This window comes from Paenibacillus sp. FSL R5-0475, from assembly GCF_038004585.1.
In the GTDB taxonomy this organism is placed as follows: domain Bacteria; phylum Bacillota; class Bacilli; order Paenibacillales; family Paenibacillaceae; genus Paenibacillus_AQ.
On record NZ_JBBORK010000001.1, the window covers coordinates 2,267,103 to 2,284,965 of the forward strand.

19 protein-coding genes are annotated in these 17,863 nt (G+C 41.8%); 3 read left to right on the forward strand and 16 right to left on the reverse strand.

What is annotated here, in order from left to right; genetic code table 11:
• Positions 1-32 precede the first annotated feature (32 nt).
• The 4 genes from MKX41_RS10010 to MKX41_RS10025 all read right to left on the reverse strand — a co-directional run bounded on the left by MKX41_RS10010 (position 33) and on the right by MKX41_RS10025 (position 4,911).
• Entirely contained in the window at positions 33-710 is a 678-nt protein-coding gene (locus tag MKX41_RS10010) for a stalk domain-containing protein (RefSeq protein WP_340970087.1), read from the reverse strand.
• Between the two features lie 844 nt (positions 711-1,554).
• On the reverse strand, positions 1,555-1,968 hold the full coding sequence (locus tag MKX41_RS10015; RefSeq protein WP_042188733.1) for a VOC family protein: 414 nt from the start codon (positions 1,966-1,968) through the stop codon (positions 1,555-1,557).
• A gap of 34 nt (positions 1,969-2,002) precedes the next feature.
• Positions 2,003-2,926: a ketopantoate reductase family protein gene (locus MKX41_RS10020; protein WP_340970090.1), complete on the reverse strand. Its 924-nt coding sequence runs from the start codon at positions 2,924-2,926 to the stop codon at positions 2,003-2,005.
• A 287-nt stretch (positions 2,927-3,213) separates the two neighbouring features.
• Positions 3,214-4,911 carry an ABC transporter substrate-binding protein gene (locus tag MKX41_RS10025; protein ID WP_231573282.1) on the reverse strand — a complete coding sequence of 566 codons (1,698 nt, stop codon included), beginning with the start codon at positions 4,909-4,911 and terminating at the stop codon, positions 3,214-3,216.
• Positions 4,912-5,132: 221 nt separating this feature from the next.
• Here MKX41_RS10025 and MKX41_RS10030 point away from each other — a divergent pair, with 221 nt between their 5' ends.
• The gene (locus MKX41_RS10030; RefSeq protein WP_340970096.1) at positions 5,133-6,368 is read left to right on the forward strand and encodes an MDR family MFS transporter; all 1,236 of its coding nucleotides are present in this window, start codon (positions 5,133-5,135) and stop codon (positions 6,366-6,368) included.
• A gap of 169 nt (positions 6,369-6,537) precedes the next feature.
• On the opposite strand, the gene MKX41_RS10035 is transcribed toward MKX41_RS10030, so the two are convergent.
• Positions 6,538-7,494 (reverse strand): helix-turn-helix transcriptional regulator, encoded by a 957-nt coding sequence (locus MKX41_RS10035; protein WP_340970099.1) that lies wholly within the window; start codon positions 7,492-7,494, stop codon positions 6,538-6,540.
• Positions 7,495-7,605: 111 nt separating this feature from the next.
• Here MKX41_RS10035 and MKX41_RS10040 point away from each other — a divergent pair, with 111 nt between their 5' ends.
• Positions 7,606-8,541, forward strand: a complete 936-nt coding sequence (locus tag MKX41_RS10040) for a Gfo/Idh/MocA family protein (RefSeq protein WP_340970102.1) — start codon at positions 7,606-7,608, stop codon at positions 8,539-8,541.
• A gap of 293 nt (positions 8,542-8,834) precedes the next feature.
• Here the strand turns inward: MKX41_RS10040 and MKX41_RS10045 are convergent, their stop codons facing one another.
• From MKX41_RS10045 to MKX41_RS10060, 4 genes are all read right to left on the reverse strand, one after another.
• Positions 8,835-9,314 (reverse strand): flavodoxin domain-containing protein, encoded by a 480-nt coding sequence (locus MKX41_RS10045; RefSeq protein WP_339265019.1) that lies wholly within the window; start codon positions 9,312-9,314, stop codon positions 8,835-8,837.
• Positions 9,315-9,347: 33 nt separating this feature from the next.
• Entirely contained in the window at positions 9,348-9,995 is a 648-nt protein-coding gene (locus MKX41_RS10050) for a TetR/AcrR family transcriptional regulator (protein WP_339265021.1), read from the reverse strand.
• A gap of 184 nt (positions 9,996-10,179) precedes the next feature.
• A complete protein-coding gene (locus MKX41_RS10055) occupies positions 10,180-10,281 on the reverse strand; it encodes a sporulation protein YjcZ (protein ID WP_197069683.1) in 102 nt (33 codons plus the stop codon).
• A gap of 183 nt (positions 10,282-10,464) precedes the next feature.
• Complete coding sequence (locus MKX41_RS10060; protein ID WP_339265023.1) at positions 10,465-11,010, reverse strand: GNAT family N-acetyltransferase; 546 nt, start codon at positions 11,008-11,010, stop codon at positions 10,465-10,467.
• Positions 11,011-11,273: 263 nt separating this feature from the next.
• On the opposite strand from MKX41_RS10060, the gene xerS reads away from it, so the two are divergent.
• Positions 11,274-12,356: a tyrosine recombinase XerS gene (gene xerS / locus MKX41_RS10065; RefSeq protein ID WP_339265025.1), complete on the forward strand. Its 1,083-nt coding sequence runs from the start codon at positions 11,274-11,276 to the stop codon at positions 12,354-12,356.
• Between the two features lie 230 nt (positions 12,357-12,586).
• On the opposite strand, the gene MKX41_RS10070 is transcribed toward xerS, so the two are convergent.
• The 7 genes from MKX41_RS10070 to MKX41_RS10100 all read right to left on the reverse strand — a co-directional run bounded on the left by MKX41_RS10070 (position 12,587) and on the right by MKX41_RS10100 (position 17,803).
• On the reverse strand, positions 12,587-13,849 hold the full coding sequence (locus MKX41_RS10070; protein ID WP_340970110.1) for a molybdopterin molybdotransferase MoeA: 1,263 nt from the start codon (positions 13,847-13,849) through the stop codon (positions 12,587-12,589).
• A 174-nt stretch (positions 13,850-14,023) separates the two neighbouring features.
• Positions 14,024-14,530, reverse strand: coding sequence for a DUF4178 domain-containing protein (locus MKX41_RS10075; RefSeq protein WP_042188751.1), 507 nt, complete (start codon positions 14,528-14,530; stop codon positions 14,024-14,026).
• A 14-nt stretch (positions 14,531-14,544) separates the two neighbouring features.
• The gene (locus MKX41_RS10080; protein ID WP_094869154.1) at positions 14,545-14,949 is read right to left on the reverse strand and encodes a DUF350 domain-containing protein; all 405 of its coding nucleotides are present in this window, start codon (positions 14,947-14,949) and stop codon (positions 14,545-14,547) included.
• Between the two features lie 123 nt (positions 14,950-15,072).
• Positions 15,073-15,741 carry a PspA/IM30 family protein gene (locus MKX41_RS10085; RefSeq protein ID WP_042188756.1) on the reverse strand — a complete coding sequence of 223 codons (669 nt, stop codon included), beginning with the start codon at positions 15,739-15,741 and terminating at the stop codon, positions 15,073-15,075.
• Positions 15,742-15,811: 70 nt separating this feature from the next.
• On the reverse strand, positions 15,812-16,150 hold the full coding sequence (lpdD, locus tag MKX41_RS10090) for a prenylated flavin chaperone LpdD (RefSeq protein WP_081382772.1): 339 nt from the start codon (positions 16,148-16,150) through the stop codon (positions 15,812-15,814).
• Between the two features lie 23 nt (positions 16,151-16,173).
• The gene (locus MKX41_RS10095) at positions 16,174-17,106 is read right to left on the reverse strand and encodes a dihydroorotate dehydrogenase (protein WP_076283571.1); all 933 of its coding nucleotides are present in this window, start codon (positions 17,104-17,106) and stop codon (positions 16,174-16,176) included.
• Positions 17,099-17,803, reverse strand: coding sequence for a dihydroorotate dehydrogenase electron transfer subunit (locus MKX41_RS10100; protein ID WP_339265031.1), 705 nt, complete (start codon positions 17,801-17,803; stop codon positions 17,099-17,101). Before MKX41_RS10100 ends, MKX41_RS10095 begins: the two co-directional genes overlap by 8 nt.
• Between the last annotated feature and the right edge of the window lie 60 nt (positions 17,804-17,863).

The window sequence follows — 17,863 nt, forward strand, 5'->3', positions numbered from 1 at the left end:
TATTCGGGCATTGTGGGCTTCGCTGCTTAATCTTACTTGTATATTGAAGTATCTAGCGGAATAATGAACCCGCCGTCAACAGCTTGTGTCACATTTATTGCGATGGTCTTTACTCCAGAAATATCTACCTCAATCGTCAGGAGATCACTATTAGGTGAAATCATCTCTACTTTTTTAAGGAGCACATTCTTTTCATTATCCCTAATTTCAAGAGATTCCACTTCCTTGCCGACTGAAGCGAATTGTAGAACAAGCTTCTGATATTTGCCGTTAGGGCTGAGCGCGGTATATTTAATATTTGAATTAGGTGCGCTGTACAGAACTTCCTTATAATTTTTGCCGCCGTATTTGGTCAGTGCAGGGTCCTTGGTATACAGACTCGTGTTAAAATCCTCCTGCTTCACGGGAACGCCTGCCTGCTGTTCGCCAATAATCACCTCTTTGGCTGTCCCGTCATAATTCACCGGAACATCCAGAAGCTCAGAAACAGATCGTACCGGAAGATACGTAGTTCCTTTATAAGTAATTGGAAGTACCGCTTTGCCATTGCCATCTTTGAGAGGGGTAATCTCCCCGTTCACTCTGATTTTTAAATCTCCGTTTAACAACGCTTTAATTTCTTGGAGCTGTGTACTCGCGAAAGCACCTGTGCCCATGCCCACTAAAAGTATCATGGTACCGCATAAAGTCGTAACAACCTTCTTCTTCATTTCTGTTTTCCTCCTCTTGGGATTTCTTCAAATCCAGGTATTCCGCAAACAACGGTTATTTGAGAGATAATCTCTCTGAAAGATGACGCTACATGTGGGATAGTCTCTGTAGAGTTGAATATTTTACCATATTATATCACAAAGCCCAATGATTCCTTTCCAATTCTCCCTTCTTCCAAGCTACTGATTAACCCAGCCCTTTCTAAAAGCATATAACTCTTCTTCTGTGTATTATCATCAAAACACGAAAAAAGGCGCTCCCGGCAGTAGTCCAGAAGCGCCTACTTCATTCCCATAGCAGTACCAACTACTCGCCAAATCCGCGGGCTGACTCTTTCAATTTTTGAATTAACTGACTCACTCGTCCCTGGGATACACCGATTAGCTCGCCCAACCTTCTTTGTGATGTAGCCGGTTACTCTTTTAAGACCTCAACTAGTCGGACGAGCGTATCCTTGCTACTGTTCTGTTTGAGAATATAATCTCACCCGGCTGTCCACCCCAATGCATCCAAAAGAATCAGGAGCTCGAGCTACAGCCTCGCTGCTCAGCCGTTTGCTAATCGCCATGCCAGTCTACAATTTTATTTTTGGAGTCTAATACTTTATTTTCTTTTGACAGCATGGAAAAAGTGACGCTTGAGGTCGGTTGACTTTCACTTGCTATGACCATAAACAAAGAGCAGTAATTCTCCAGTGACGGGAGAATTGCTGCTCTTTTGACCTTTTTGCGGATTAAAAATGGAGAGTGGGCTATCAACTTTAATCGTAGAAAACCTACTTTTTCACTTGGAAAGTATGTCGGGTCAAACCCTAAAAGATTTGACCGCGCAACACTTCAATCGTTATGCATTCCCCGAAAAATTTAATTGCCAAGTCACGCCAAATCTATCCGCTACCCAGCCAAATTTCGGACTAAACGGATAGCTTCCAAGAGGCATTAGGACCTGTCCACCTTGCGCTAATGATTCGTAGACCCGATCAATTTCAGCTTCACTCTCACAATTTACATATAAGGATATCGCTGGAGTAAAGGTAAACCCGTGCTGAACATAACTATCTATACACATAAATACTTGTCCATGCATAGAAAAGGAAGCTTGCATTACACTCCCTTCAGGTCCTGCTTCATTCGCTCCATATCGCTTAATGCTAATAACTTCGGAATCATCAAACAAGGACGTATAGAAATTCATAGCTTCTTCTGCCTTACCTTCGAACATTAGAAAAGTCATGATCTTTTGATTCGTTTCCTTCATAATTGTCCAGCTCCTTATTGTGATTTAAAGTAGATCATTTCATATCATTAACGCTTTCGTATACTTTCAAACGGGCATACACGGTTTCGAGAACCGGATACGCGCCTTGACCCGGAACAGCCATAGCCAGAAGTGCCCCATGCAGATGGTCCGCTTCTACAGGTAGTTGCTTATGCATATCCCGATGCATGGATGAAGTAAATTCAGGTAACACAGAAAGCATCTTTTGCATCGTGGAAGCTATATTTTCCGGTCCCACAGGCATTCCAGCATTTTGAGCCAAGCTAACAATCTCTTGAAGAAGCTGCTCATAGATTGCACGTGCTTTTGGGGAAGCAAAATTAGGCCCAACAGAGCTGTCCATTAAAGTGGTAATCCCACTTAGACTAGCTACAAATATATATTTCTGCCACACTTCGCGCTGAATGTCAGAACTTAATGTCACTGTGAATCCAGCATGATCCAAATGACTCAGAAGCAACTGTGTTCGTTCTGACTCACCACCTGCCCATTCACCCAACACAATACTATGGAACGAACTGCTTTGAACGATAGTACCTGCTGAATCTAGAGTTGTTTCTATATAACAAAGACCACCCAGTACATGTTCTGGGCCAAAACGCTTCTGCAAAATGCTAAATTGATCGTAACCATTGAGGAGCGGGAGGATCAGTGTATGTTCACCAACGTAGGGTTCAATGTCATTCATCACCTGAGGCAAATGGTATGCCTTGACCGCTATAATAATGCAGTCGAAGGGCTCTACTGCTTCCCTATTAGAAATCGTTCGTACAGAAGTCTGAAAATCCCCATGAACACTTTTTACAATCAAACCGTCCGCTTCTAACTGAATCTGTTTGGCATTTCGGACGAGAAAAGTAACATCTTCTCCTTTTTGAACTAGACGACCCCCGAAATATCCACCTATAGCTCCTGCACCCACGATAAGAAAACGCATAATAATCTCCCCTTCTTTTCCCTTAATTTAAACAAACAAAAAGACCTTTTAGCTATCTGCTAAACAGGTCCGAAAGGCAAAAAAAGAGTCAAGTATCGACCGTTCTTTTGTCTCGGTCCTTACGGATCTGAGCAAAATCCAACGAGTTCACCTCCATGGCTACAAGTTAATTACTATTCATTTATTAAAACCTATTAGAGCACCATTCGATGATTTATCGATACAGCCTCCCTGGAAAGTATAGCAAAAGAAAACATTCCTGTACAAGCATATTTAGGTAACTCTCCTTAAAGACTAGTAGTTTTGATCCACAGTTTTGAGATATCCAGAAATCCGAATGAACTGGTGTGAAGTCCAAACAAGCTTTGATTTAGCTGCGCTTTTTTATTCATATGACAACCATATAACACCCAATAGTTGTCCCTAAGCACACCTTCTGCCTGATCCAGCAACTTTATTCTTTCTTCCTTTGGGGATTGCGTGAAATCGGTAAGTACATCTGAGAATAACAAGATCTGTTCATCTCTCAGCAGAGAAAAAAGATAATTAAGTTTATTATTAAAGTAGTTAACCATTCCCCACTGCCAATCATCTTCAAGAACCTCTTCAGCAAGGAGGATTTCGGAGGTGTTCTTTATATCTGCTGAGTTAAACTCGTTGAATAAATACAGCTCAATATGCAGTCCTACTGAAGCAGCTCGTGCTTGAAGCCACAGGGCTTCTTCTCGCTCTTCTTTTTTATCTTTTGTAGCTAATCTTAAGGTCTCCCCCTGGTAGCCACTTGCCACTAGAAGCTCTCTCGCATGTTCCAGAGTAGGCTCAATAATACTTCTCTTACTGCTCTCCCAAGGTAAAAAGCTATCAGCAGGGGTACTACGGTTCCCTCCTAACTCCTTAATTAAGGCTTCTCGGCTGTAAAGGATTCGTATAGCCTGCCGGAATAGTTGCTGTTGATGAATTCCGTCTTTATGGAAATTGAACAAGAGATATCGGCATCCCAAGGCAGGGTAGTCAATACTGTGGTTACAGATGATATTAGGTAATAAACCTTCCTGAGCAGATTCAGGAAGTTCATACAATCGTTCATTTGAAGCTTGTTCTGGTAAATACCAGATTTCCACACGATCTAGTAGCGGGCGTATACCGTAATAATAGTCAAATGCCGCGAGGACTAGCACATCTTCATTAAGATCTAGTAAACGATAGGGCCCTGTTCCACACACTTCATTTACAAGATCTACGTCATGAGGAAGAATCGACATATGAATACAGCTGAAAATGTGTAGAAAAAAGAGATTGGGACGAGATAACTCAAACCTGATCCTGTGATCTCCTTCGGGCTCTACTCGTTCTATATCTTTGTATAGGCTCAATGCTGGACTGTTCAAATCTATAAGGCGTTGAAATGTCTCTTTTACGTCTTTGGAGGTCATTATCCTGCCGTGATGGAATCGCACACCTTTACGGAGATAAAAAATATAACTTGTACAATCTTCATTGGCTTCCCACATATGAGCCAGACCAGGGAGAAAAGTATCACTTCCTGCATCATAGGTAACTAATGTGCTATATATTTGTCCGAGTAAATAGGATTCAAACGCGGTATATACATAAGCTGGATCCAGCACTTCCATATGCCGGTTTCGTGTAATTCGCAAGACATCCAATCCTGATGTCGACTCCGTTTCACTACGGAAGCCCATCTGCTTATTTAACACCATTAATAACCGTTCCTTTAATGTGTCGCTAACCTGACCACGACTTAATAACTCTATAGCTTCCTTAATCTTCCCTTTATTAATCAGTTCCTGAAAGTTGTCCTCAAGCACCTCTTCAATCGTTCGAAGAAAAGTTAGCTGCGAGATATTTCCACGTCCTCTTCCAGGCTGCCAGTGTATAAAACCCTGCTCTTCAAGTTTTCGCAGAATAAACTTTACGTTACGCGGAGTGCAGCATAGAATCGAAGCTAGTCTATCTATTGTCACAGGATTAGCTCCCCCTATATCTATTGAGGATGGGATGGCTATTGCTAAACATAAAAAATGATTACTAATATGGTCCACGATCGTTCACTCCTTTAAAGGTGAAACACTGTAAGTAATTCTTACACTTTTACTTCCCCCTTTTATCATTATAATTATACATATATCGTTAATGAATATGCAGTACTAAATTATAGCTATCAGATTAGGAGACCTTTTCAATTATGAACCAGCATCTTAGGCATATTCACCCACTAGCTTGGACTATCATCGTCGGTACGATGTTCGGACGTTTGGTAACTTCAATGAGCATTCCGTTCTTATCCATCTATTTAACCCAAGTCCTTGGAGCCACCCCCACACAAACGGGGATTACGGTAGCCGTCAGCTCTCTGGCGGGCGTAATGGCCAGCTTCTACGGAGGATATATCTCGGATATTGTAGGCCGCAAAATTGTCATGTTAATCTCCGTATTTGGCTGGGCGGCAGTATTCTTCGGATTCTCTGTTGCACAACATCTGTGGGTGTTCTTCCTGGTCAACACCCTGAACGGTTTATGCAGATCCGTGTTTGAGCCCACATCACGGGCACTTTTATCCGACATTACCCCTGCTGAAAGTAAGCTGCTTGTATTCAATCTTAGATACGCTGCGATTAACCTTGGTGTTGTCTTTGGTCCGATTATTGGAGTACAGCTCGGTTCTGCCGAATCAACGTTTCCTTTTATGATCGCTGGTGTTGTATATGTTGCATATGGACTTGTATTATTCGTCCAATTTAAATTGCATCGTTCAACCATGCAGAATCATACGCAAGCTGAACCACCACGTTTACTTGAAGCCTTGGCAACAACCGGTAGAGACCGTGTATTCTTGCCAGTTCTACTTGGTACAATTTTTTGTGTACTTGGATACGGACATTTTGGTTCAACTATGGCGCAATATTTAGCAATGAACAACCATTTCACAAATGGTGGGCAATTATTCTCCTATATGTTGTCACTCAATGCCATTACAGTGCTCGTGGTACAGTATCCTATCGTACGTACTGCAAGCAAATTCTCACCGATTGTTCCATTGATTCTCGGAAATATCTGCGTTGCTATTAGTCTTCTCTTAGTAGGTTTAGCTGAAGGTGTAGCCCTTCTTATGTTCAGTGTGATCCTGTTTACAATAGGGGAAGTACTGCTCTTTACGATGATGGATATGTTAATTGATCGGATCGCGAAGCCAGAAATGAAGGGTACGTACTTTGGAACGATTGGCTTTAACAATTTGGGGAGTGTAATCGCGCCTATCTTCGGCGGAGTGCTGCTGGATCATTATGGAGCTCAGAATGGCCTTACGATCTTCCTGCCACTCGCTTTAACCACGGCTATAGGTCTTCCTTTTCTAATCGTAGCGCACAAGAGGCTTACTGCTAGAGAGAAGTTATCTCTAGGCGTAGACGCTAGCACATAAAAGTCTAATTTATTAAATCTAGAGGTTATTATGGGGCAATCCCAAATTAGTTAACATATTAATTATTATGTAAACCAATTGAATAAATAAAGCCTATTCACAAATGAGCGGGACCGTTTCATTGCAGAACATGCAATCGAAACGGTCCCTTTTTCACAAAAAAATCATGCTAATTGTAAACCTCCTGTAGCAAATTCACCTGTTCTTTCACATATTGTCTCAGTTTCAAAGGTTCCACAATCTCGCCTTGTCCAAGTATCCCCCAAATATTCGTACATGCACTATCATAACTATACATATTAACAGTAAGGGTTATTTGATCTCCTTCCTCTACTCTATTCATGATCTCCACCCCGTGTAGCGAGGCCTCTCTCCTCTTATCCGTTCTAATCAATACTGGGTAGATCTCTTCCTCTTTACAAGCTTGCTTGAATCCCCTCTCCTGCTGCTTCCAGTGCCTTTCTAATGAAAAGTCCTGAGGGATAGCATACTCTTCATCTATAAGCTGTGTAGAGGCGATTCGCTCACATTTAAACGTGCGGATTTGTTCGATTTCTTCACAGTAGGCTATAAGATACCACTCTTCTTTTTTCACAACTAGACCATAGGGCTGTAATTTCCTGCTCGAAATGACTCCGTTAATCTTGTGGTACTCAATCTGTAGTTTCTGAGATCTCCAAACAGCAGTTCGAATTGATTCCAGACATGGAATCTCTAAGCGTTCTGTCCACCAAGGCGTATCATCAAAATAAAAACGTCTTTGTGCCTTCTGGATATCATTTTGATAGGAAGCGGGTAATGATTTTTCTAATTTCAAGAGGGTTGTCTTTAGCTTTAATCCGGAATCTGTATGTCCGCCAGTATGAATCCCCATTCCTGTTAAAAATAGATTGATTACATCTTCCCCATGAAGCTGATTTAGGTTAACAGTATCCCCCTCCATCAAGGAGATGCCACCATTCGGTCCCGGCGTGGATAACAGTGGTATTCCTGCTTCAGCTAATACATCAATGTCTCTATAGATAGAACGTACGGAGGTTTCCAAGGCTTCAGCTAAGTCATTGGCCTTCATCTTCCCTCTTGATTCCACTAATAATAAAATTGCAATCAAACGATGCAAGCGCATGGGGAGCCTCCAAGTTTTTCTTTTTTTATAGTATACATCATAATTCTTGCCAAGCTGTTGTCAACAATAGAAGGTTATGATTAGTTCATTACATTAAAGGAGCTGATACACATGAATATAGGCGTATTGGGAACTGGATTCGGAGCTTATCATGCGCAGTTATGGACGACAATGGATCGAGTAGACAAAGTAATTATCTTTGGTCGGAACGAAGCTAAGCTGCAGGAGCTAAAACAAGCTTTAGGCGTTGAGATAACTACTAATATTGACGATATTATGCTTGATTCCACCATAAATGTGATTGATATCTGTTTGCCCTCTTTTTTACATAGGCAGTATGCAGTCGATGCGCTTAAGCATGGAAAACATGTATTCTGTGAGACACCGGTTTGCTACAACTTAGAAGATGCTCTTGCGATGAAGGAAGCTGAACAACTGTATGATTCGCGAATTCTCGTCAACCAGTTTATTAAATTCGATCCTGCGTACAAATATCTTTACGAAGCGACTCATAATGAGAAATACGGAAAACTCTTATCTCTTACCTTAAAAAGAGAAACGCCTCCTTTGTGGGGTGACCTCGGTCTACACGCTATCGCTACAAATCTGATGATTCACGAATTGGATTTTGTGATCTGGATGCTGGGATCTATGGAGCTGCACTCGGTTTGGGGATCCGATGGTGGTAATAGTAATCAAGCCTTAGTCCGTGCAATTTTTCAACAACCTCCTGTATCCGCAGAGATCGTTGTTTCTTCACAAATGCCGGCTTCGTATCCTTTTACCGTAGGCTATGAGGCTTATTTTGAACAAGGCAAGCTTGTCTATCAAGAGAGTGACAACATGAATGGAGCTGTTGAAAGCTCATTAATTGAATATACCGCTGTAGGTAAACAAGATCTTTTGTTAGAACCAGCTAATCCCTATGAAAAAAGTTTGGAGTATGCACTCCAATGTCTAGTGGAGGGTAGTTCATCAATAATTGAGTTAGACAATGCGATACAAGCTTTAGAACTAGCTATTTGCATTGAAAAAAAGCTTGTATAAATGGATCAAGGGATGTTATATCCTTTTTCAGGGGTTTTGTTTGTAGGGTGAGGTGAGGTGAATTGTTTATTGATGTGTAGTGTATAGGGTGAGACAGTAGTGGATTTTGACTTTTCTATTGTGAATTTTTCATATGATGAATTAGCGGAAAATAATAGTGATAAAATCAAAAATCAATACTTTTTATAAGCCCCCCATCTCCTAACTAATGATAATTGGTATCTGAAACAATAATTAGTTAACATAATCATTATTATGTTAACTAATTTCAGTAAACGCTTTTCCACACTCGTTCACCGCTTCTTTAGCGCAAGTGCGAAACGTTCTATCGTCTCTTTGGATAATCCATTTACACTCTTATTCTTCCCTTTTACCACTCGCAGAACCACTCGATCTAATGCAGTCATCTTCTCTTCGTAAATCTCATCACCGAACACTTCTTTTGTAATTGATTGGTTATACAGCTTCTCTGGAAATGAAGATTTCAATTCTTGTATGGCTTGCTCCCCCTTCGCTCCTGCACAAATAAACAATCCAACGCGCTTATTAGCTAGTTCATTTTGATATTTTGAAGCAAACTCCGTCATTTGTTTTTGTATTTTCCCAAAATAAATAGACCCACCTAAGATGACAGTATCGTACCGTTCTAATGTAGGCTCTTTAGCATGCATTAAATTAACTACTTCAGTCTCATCATCCAATTGATTTTTCAATAAATAGGCAGCTTTCTCCGTACATCCATATTTAGAAGTATAAATAATAATCGTCTTCATTCTGATTCTTCCCTCCACCCTCTGATCATCCTACTATGTTAAAGGCTCACGTATCTCCCTGGTTGCTATTGAAACCATAGAATCCAAATAACAAGATATCAGTGCTTCAACCTGATCTTCTGGCAAATCCTTTTCCACAATCAAACGCATAATTAATCCGAACGCAGCACTCCACATCACTTGAGCAGTGAGCTCTATCGAAGATTCCATATGTTGTGCTTTCGATTCGAACCTAGATAGACATTGACAGAGCATACCTATCGCTTTACGCTCCTGACCAGCTCCCTTGAATAGAACTGCTGTGTAACTAAGAACAGCCGGTGTATCATTTAGCATAACATTACGGTACTCAACACTTGTGGAAAGGGTCATCCTGATCCATTGCTCAAGCGATTGTCTCAAAAGCGTCTCTGGTGGCAGTTCATGCTCCACCTTCCGCTGTACGGACTGAAGCCCGGCAACCATATCTGTATATTTTTGTTGCAAATATCTCACCACAATTTCATCTTTACCCTGAAAGTAATGATAAATAATACCCGGAGAATACTCGATTTTCTCTGCAATTTTGCGAATAGAAAGCTTTTCAATCCCCTCCTCTGCAATCAACAAGGCCGCAGCCTCTAAAATTCTTTTCTTCATTTCCTCACGCTCACGCATTTGCCGTTGTTCTTTAGTCATCATGACGTCTCCTTATAATTTGAACATCGTTTAGTCATTGAACACTGTTAAATATATATAATTTATAACGTTCTTTTCTATATAGTAAGTCACAGGCAAACCACCCAACCCTTATTGTCATATCCAAACATGAAAAATCCGCCAGTCCTTATAGACTGGCGGAACCAAACTTCATGATGTTAAAGGATTACAGACAAAGAGTTTTAGTGATGATAACCAACAGGATAAACAGAACCAGAATCGCTCCTGTGGAAGTAAATCCACCATATCCTCCTGCGAATTCGCCCATTTTAACTCCTCCTTTGTAATTGAGTACACCATAAGATATGCTAAATCCCACTCTGTGCTTGGGTGAAATGAACAAAAATAACCCAACATTCCTGTTAAGGCTGTTAGGTTATTCGTTTTTTGTTTACATAATAATTATTATGTAAACTTTTTCGCGTTTATCTTAATTATCGTGAGATAACCATTAATTTTTCATGACTACATCATCGCTGTTACCTTTATAATTATTAACCTTATTATTAGTTAATGTATTGAAGTATTGACTCGGATTTCCTTGAGGCGGATTAAAACGCTCTTTAAATTCTCCATTTGTGTACTCTCCAATCACTCTATGCCAGAAATTACGGGCAGGCGTATTCGCGCGTACCTGTGACACCTTCCAGTCGCCTGGGTACATATCAAACAATTTATGCGCGGCCCAGGTCCCCACACCGCTCCGGCGATATTTTTGCATCACAAAAAACTCAGTCATGTAAAATTGCCCTTCGGGATCATACAACAACCGTTCTACCAAAGCAAATCCGGCAATATTCCCGTCTACTTTGAACAAATACGCAAATTTATTGTTGCCACTACTCCAAAATGATTCTAATCCCGGATAAGCTGGATATACTCCATCTTGATCTACATCAAGCTCCAGATAACGGGTGAAATCATATAAATAGTACTGCATTAGTTTGCTTATCGTCTGTTTCCGCTCTTTGGGAACCAGCTCCATTCCAAGTTCCATTTCGTGCACCTCTGCCATTTATGTTTACTACACATCATATAACTTAGTTACTTCAGGAGCAAGTTCATCACTTGTAATTAGCTTTGAACAAAGCCATGGGACAAGAAGAACCGGCTTTACCGTCCTTATTGGGACGGTTTCCGTTTCTGCGAGAAATATAAGGCATAAAGTATGGTGTGAAACTTATACTTTCTTATATTTGGACAAAACATGGTAAGATAGAAAGAAGAAATAATATGCAGACTATGGAAAAGGTGAATCACATGAGCGTTCAAAAGAACGATGACCGTAAAAAACTGGATCTAAAGCTACCTCTCATGCCTTGGTTCGTTCAGCAGTTTATTGACTATAAGCGTCCTGATCTATCCCCTTCCACCCTATTGGAATATATTCGGGACTATGAGTCCTTTTTCGGATGGCTGCGTGCTGAGGGTCTCTCACAGGCCAGCTCCAACACAGAGATCACACTGCTGGAATTAGAGACCCTGCATATGGATAGTATTGTTGGATACCGCCTACACCTCACTACCAGAGCTGAGGGAACCAATACACGTGTAACCGTGTCACGTAAGCTTTCCGCATTACGCTCTTTATTTCATTATTTAAGTCAAATCGCTGAGGATGAGAACTTCTATCCATTGCTTAAGCGAAACATTATGGCTAAGGTTGAAGTTAAACGAACGCATAAACCTAAGGATACTGCTGCTAAATTAAAGGGCAAGATTCTAGAGGATGAGGAACTGCTGGAATTTGTGGGGTACATTTTCGAAGGATATGGACGAGATGTTGAAGGAAACAAGCAGGCCTATTACTCCTTTCAATTAAATCGTGAACGCGATGCTTGTATTGCCAGCTTAATTCTGAATTCTGGTCTTCGTGTATCCGAAGTAGTCAATCTAAACGTAGATGATCTGGATGTTAACAACAAGCTGATCTATGTCACCCGAAAAGGGAACAATGATGAAACCTTCAAAACCCCTGTTTATTTTCGAGAACAAGCTAAAGAGGATTTAGCTCTTTATTTAAGCCTACGTCAATCCCGTTATAAAACGCCGAAGAGGGAAAAAGCTTTATTTATCGCTTTGCCCAATGGACGGCAAGAAGGCAAACGCATGACCAAAAGAGCCATTCAAGAAATGATTATTAAATATGCAAAACGCTTTGGTAAGCCCTATCTAACGGTACATAAGCTTCGTCACTCTTTTGCAACAGACTATTATCTGCAAAACGATATTTATAAAACGAAAGAACAGCTCGGGCATGCTTCGACAGAAACAACCGAGATCTATGCTCATCTCACGGACAAAACGATGTCTGAGGCGATTGAACGCCGTTTGGATAATTAATTTTTTGCGAAAAGCCGGCCATACCCTATCCGATTTTTATGGAAAAGGTGTGGCCGGCTCTCTTTTTACATGGTTTAGAAAGACTGATCAGATTAGCATTATGTTGAATTATCAGCTTTTCTATTGTGAATTTTTCATATATTGAAATGTTGTAAATAATATCGTTGGCATATTAGATAATTAGCTATTTCCGTCCTATTGTTAATGTCAAAAAGCATTTTACCTTTATCCTATCCCCGTATTTCTCCCGGAAGCTTGATAATAGTCACTTTAGCACCCGCAGATAAGCCTCGATCCCCTGGTGGAACAACAATCAGACAATCGCTATCCTTGATCGTGACCATCACGGAAGATTCGTCTATCGCTGCTGGAATGGCATAAAGGCTGCCTTCACGGATCTCTAATCGCGCTCTAACAAATCGGGTAAAGTCATTCACTCTGTTATAATCTGCACCGAGTGTGGCGCTCCATTCTGGTAAGAACGGCTGTGACACACACTGCATTAATCTGATAACCGGACGTGCGAACAATTGAAAACCAACGAAACAAGCACCTGGATTACCTGATAGGGCTAACAGCAGCTTACCACCTCTAACAGCAGCAGTGGTTACACTCCCCGGACGCATCGTCACTTTATTAAATAACATATCTCCACTCTGTTCACGAACCAAATCGCCCATAATATCATAATCTCCTACCGATACTCCACCCGTAGTGATTACAAAATCATAGGTTTCCAGCGCCATCTGTACTTTACTTCGAGCCAGCTCCAGATCATCCACAATAGATCCCAGCATCACGGGCTCCCCACCTGCCTCTTTGACTAAAGCTTCGAGCATGGGTGAGTTGCTGTTTCGAATTTTGCCAGGCTGTAGTGGTTCATGTACCTCTAGCAGCTCTGTGCCTGTCGCAAAGATAGCTACCTTAGGCTGACGATAGACTTTCACTGTATGTATGCCAAACGCTGCCAGAACAGCTATATCCCCGGCAGAGATTAATCGCCCCGCTGGCAGCACTAGCTCACCAGAGCTTAACTCCAGCCCCATCGGTGTAATATTAGAGTTCGCTTCCTGGTTCTTTCGAATACCTACGTAAGTCTTTCCTTCCTCCTCACGTGTCTCCGTTACTTCTAGCATAACTACAGTATCTGCCCCTGACGGCACTTGTGCTCCAGTCATTATCCTTGCTGCTGTTCCCGAAGTTATATCTACCGATGCCACAGCGCCACATGGAATATTGTCCACCATTTCTAACCATACGACTTGTCCATTTACACAGTGCCTTGTATCTGCTGCAATAATTGCATATCCATCCATGCTAGAACGGTTAAACGCGGGAAAAGAATGTGGCGCAATCACTTCCTCAGCCAAATAACGTCCACAGACCTCATTCAATGAGACCTCCTGTGACTCTAGCAGATTCGCAAATTTGATTATTTTTGCCTGTGCCTCTTTTACTTGAAGCGCTCTGCGCTGAAATTTATGATCCTTCATACCATACCTCCGCTCTAAATCGTCCATTTTTGCAGTACAATAGGTACTATTTTAACATGAGCTATCCTGAAGTAAAATGAATGGTGGAAACGACATTAAATCCTTCACCGATTTCATCTACGTAATTACAAAAAAAAGATGCGATCTCAAGATCACATCTCTTACGATTCATGTCTAGGATGCTCTAATTACCTTCACATCACCAGGAATTACTTTCTCCCCTTCATACAGCATAAACCGTCCATGTTGCCATTCTACACGCAGAAGCCGAGAATCATCTGACTGATATTGCCATACATGCTGCTCTCCACCATTCATAAAAGGGGTTTGGCCTAGGGCAGCAACATATCCTTCATACTCTTCCTCCAGAAAAAATGTATAATCGTCCAGTTCAAGTGTTGTTGGAACCTCAGCAGGATTATCTAAGCGCCCATCAATAGGTTTATATAAACCATATTGCAGCTGTTCCCGCTCCTCAATATGCAAATAGGCAATTTGACTACCATCTCTTAATGTCAGCACTACCGCATTTCGTCCACGATTATGGGTCCTGCCGGTAACCTCGTAGGTAACGAGCGATACTTCACAGATGTCTCCGGGAGACAAATTAAGCATACTTTTCTGAACTTCCTGAGCCGCTGGTTTGGAGAAAAGATTACCTATACGTTTCCATATACTCAACTTGATCGTTCCCCCTACATAAATGCAGAAATAATTAAAGCTCCCGTAATTTGCAGTGAGCCTGATAATAAGCCGTACCCGATTTTGCCAAGCTGTGTACCATGATCCAGATCCAGATTCCCCCATTTAGCCAAGAGGAGACGGACCGTTCTTTCCAAAATAAGCAAAAGAAAAAAAGATACAATCGAGATCAGCAAAGCATCTGGCAGGCTGTTAGAAGCAGCTATCGATGATGATAAAATGAATGCCTGTGCCAATAGCTTCATTACAAAACGTGTAGTAACTGCCATATTTCCAGCCTTTAACTCTTCTAAATCATTGTATCGAGTGAAGAGTGAATCTACGAACATCAGCACAAACAGCAACACCGCGCCGCTCACTGTCCACACGACCATGGACACCAGGATATGGAAATCCATTCTAATAGCCCCCGCTTATTCATTTTGCATGCTGTCATAAGCATAGATAAAGCGAAGAGGAAACGATATTCCTGTCTCCCCTTCGCCTGTGAACATCAGCCGTGAAACGGCTAAGATCAAATGTTATTGCTTCTCGTATTGTTTCATCAGAGCAGCCAATTCATCTTCTACTGCTTGATCTTTGTTCAACTTCTCGAACTCATCATCAAGTGATTTGTTGCCCGAGCTCATCTCGTTGCTAGCTTCGGCTTGAGCTTCTGCTTGCAGCATTTTTTCTTCCATACGTTTCAGGCCAGCAGATGCGGAATCAGAGCTGAAACCACTCATCGCTTTATTAATTTCGGTTTGAGCTTTAGCAGCATTATAACGAGCAACCAAGGTTTCACGTTTGTTCTTCATTTGAGTAAGTTGCTTACGCATTTCGTCAAGCTTCCCACGAAGATTATCCGCAGATGCTTTGTTCTGATCGAAGCTAGCTTTGTATTCTACCAGTTTAGCTTCAGCAGCCTTCTTCTCTTCCAGAGCTCGGCGAGCAAGGTCAACATTACCAGCTTGAGCTGCAGCATGTGCCTGTTGCGTACGTTTGTTAACAAGTGCTTCCTGCTCTTCATACAGCTGCTTGAACTTCTTCTCAATAGCGATTTGAGCCGCTACCGCTTTTTCTGCATCTTCCAAATCTTCGGTCATATCACGAATGTACTGATCGGTCATCTTAATCGGGTCTTCTGCTTTGTCGATAATCGCATTCACGTTAGACATTGTTAAATCGCGCAATCTTTTAAATATAGACATGGTTTCATTCCTCCAAAAGATAATTTAAATACTCACTTGATATCTTTTACGCAGAATTGCCAATCCCGTTTCACATTTGTTGCGCTAAATATTGAATTACTTTATTATTTACGATCTCAACGACCTCTTTAATACCTTCTTTCGTGAGATCGTCGTAATGAATGCCCATAACCACTGTGACCGTCCTGTTTAAAGCCTCAGCTACCCTAATGGCAATATCTTCGCTTATCGTATGCTCTTTATGATGAGGAACCGCAGAGGTCTGCACTTCCACCCGCTCTCCATTTAAATACGCAGTACTTGCCGCTCCAATATGACGAACGCCCCCACTAATTACGAGTAAGAGATCACGTCCGACAGGCGTCGCCGTCAGCTCAATATCCTCAGGGTTAATCTTGTTAGAAGTCAATAGTATCTCCTCACTACTCCACTTTATATAATGCCACGTATTTCATCCAAGGATTGAATATTTTCTTGAACCATGAATTGCTCAAGCTCTTCAACAAGCTGGCTACCTGCTCTCAAATTCATGAAATTGTAGGTTCCTACTTGGATTACCGAAGCACCTGCCATAATAAATTCAATAATATCAGTAGCTGTGGTGATGCCCCCCATTCCGATTACTGGAATAGATATGTTTTGTGCGACTTGATGCACCATGCGCAAAGCAACTGGCTTAATCGCTGGTCCGGACAGTCCGGCATACAAGTTATTAAATACACTACTTCTCCGTCGCACATCAATTTTCATCCCGGAAATGGTGTTGATCAGCGAGACAGCATCTGCTCCCTCTGCCTCACACATTTGCGCCATCTCAACGATATTCTCAGCACCTGGAGACAGCTTTACCGCAAGTGGTAGCTTAGTGGCACGTCTAACAGCTTGTACTACTTTTTGCGCTTCTGAAGTCTTGATTCCAAATGCAATTCCGCCCTCTTTTACATTTGGACAGGAAATATTCAACTCAATCATATCAACAGCTGGTTTACCTGCGCTTGATCGAAGATCTGCATCACGCTGGATCATTTCTGCTCCAAGTACGTAATCCTCAAGCGTCCCGCCGCCAAGATTCACCAAACGGGCTGTATCGAGTGTTTCCCAATAAGGGCATTCTTTTTCCAAGAACGCAGCTACACCGGGATTCTCCAATCCTACACTATTCAGCATGCCAGAGGCTGTCTCATAAACTCGAGTGCCAGGGTTACCTGCTTTTGGATGGAGGGTGAGCCCTTTCCCTGAGATTCCACCTAGCAAAGATACATCATACAGCTTTCCATATTCACGACCAAAGCCGAATGTTCCTGAAGCCATTACAATCGGATTTTTAAAATGAACGCCTGCAATTGTTGTACTCATCTTAGTCATGAAAAATCACCTCCTCAGAAAGGAACACGGGTCCGTCTGCACAGGCTTTTCGCTGACCATCACGACAAGAAACACTACAAACAAGACAGGCACCAATGCCGCATGCCATTCGATTCTCTAGAGAGAGATAAACTTTTGTATTGCTACCCGCCTCTTCGGCCGCTACGCCTTTAAGCTGTGCAGCTTTAAGCATAGGATGTGGGCCGCAAACGAAAACATGATCATATTGACTAAAATCCACACGATCCAAAATAAATCCGCCTACATCTACTGTAAGCTCGGCTGCTAATGGACGAAAAGCTTCTGTCCGGTAAGCTTCCCGACTAAAACCTAGAAAGATATCACAACTAGGCAGCTGCTTTGCACAATAATATAGCGGCGCTATTCCGATTCCGCCACCAATAAGTGCAACCTTGCCTTCGACCTGTGGGAATCCCGTGCCAAAAGGCCCTTCAAGCTCCACTGAGTCACCAGGAGTCAACCGTGAAAATATCTCAGTGCCTTCCCCCACTACGTGATATAAAAATTCGACACTATCTTCTTTTACTTCATGTATACTTAACGGTCTGGAAAGGATCGGATAAGCATCCCATGCCCGTAACATGTAGAATTGACCCATTTCACCGCCGCTATTCGTTTCAACTTTAAGGTGGTACACTCCGTCAGTTAGCCGATCGTTACTTAAAACCATCCCCACGTTATCAAGCTCCTTCAAATTTTATCTTTATTAAGATTGCCTTAGAAGGAGCATAAAATC

What these genes read in the sequence shown, in the direction of transcription:
- MKX41_RS10010 (WP_340970087.1), bottom strand. Translation starts at nt 710, where the DNA reads ATGAAGAAGAAGGTTGTTACGACTTTATGCGGTACCATGATACTTTTA.
- MKX41_RS10015 (WP_042188733.1), bottom strand. Translation starts at nt 1,968, where the DNA reads ATGAAGGAAACGAATCAAAAGATCATGACTTTTCTAATGTTCGAAGGT.
- MKX41_RS10020 (WP_340970090.1), bottom strand. Translation starts at nt 2,926, where the DNA reads ATGCGTTTTCTTATCGTGGGTGCAGGAGCTATAGGTGGATATTTCGGG.
- MKX41_RS10030 (WP_340970096.1), top strand. Translation starts at nt 5,133, where the DNA reads ATGAACCAGCATCTTAGGCATATTCACCCACTAGCTTGGACTATCATC.
- MKX41_RS10035 (WP_340970099.1), bottom strand. Translation starts at nt 7,494, where the DNA reads ATGCGCTTGCATCGTTTGATTGCAATTTTATTATTAGTGGAATCAAGA.
- MKX41_RS10040 (WP_340970102.1), top strand. Translation starts at nt 7,606, where the DNA reads ATGAATATAGGCGTATTGGGAACTGGATTCGGAGCTTATCATGCGCAG.
- MKX41_RS10045 (WP_339265019.1), bottom strand. Translation starts at nt 9,314, where the DNA reads ATGAAGACGATTATTATTTATACTTCTAAATATGGATGTACGGAGAAA.
- MKX41_RS10050 (WP_339265021.1), bottom strand. Translation starts at nt 9,995, where the DNA reads ATGATGACTAAAGAACAACGGCAAATGCGTGAGCGTGAGGAAATGAAG.
- MKX41_RS10055 (WP_197069683.1), bottom strand. Translation starts at nt 10,281, where the DNA reads ATGGGCGAATTCGCAGGAGGATATGGTGGATTTACTTCCACAGGAGCG.
- MKX41_RS10060 (WP_339265023.1), bottom strand. Translation starts at nt 11,010, where the DNA reads ATGGAACTTGGAATGGAGCTGGTTCCCAAAGAGCGGAAACAGACGATA.
- xerS (WP_339265025.1), top strand. Translation starts at nt 11,274, where the DNA reads ATGAGCGTTCAAAAGAACGATGACCGTAAAAAACTGGATCTAAAGCTA.
- MKX41_RS10070 (WP_340970110.1), bottom strand. Translation starts at nt 13,849, where the DNA reads ATGAAGGATCATAAATTTCAGCGCAGAGCGCTTCAAGTAAAAGAGGCA.
- MKX41_RS10080 (WP_094869154.1), bottom strand. Translation starts at nt 14,949, where the DNA reads ATGGATTTCCATATCCTGGTGTCCATGGTCGTGTGGACAGTGAGCGGC.
- MKX41_RS10085 (WP_042188756.1), bottom strand. Translation starts at nt 15,741, where the DNA reads ATGTCTATATTTAAAAGATTGCGCGATTTAACAATGTCTAACGTGAAT.
- MKX41_RS10095 (WP_076283571.1), bottom strand. Translation starts at nt 17,106, where the DNA reads ATGACTAAGATGAGTACAACAATTGCAGGCGTTCATTTTAAAAATCCG.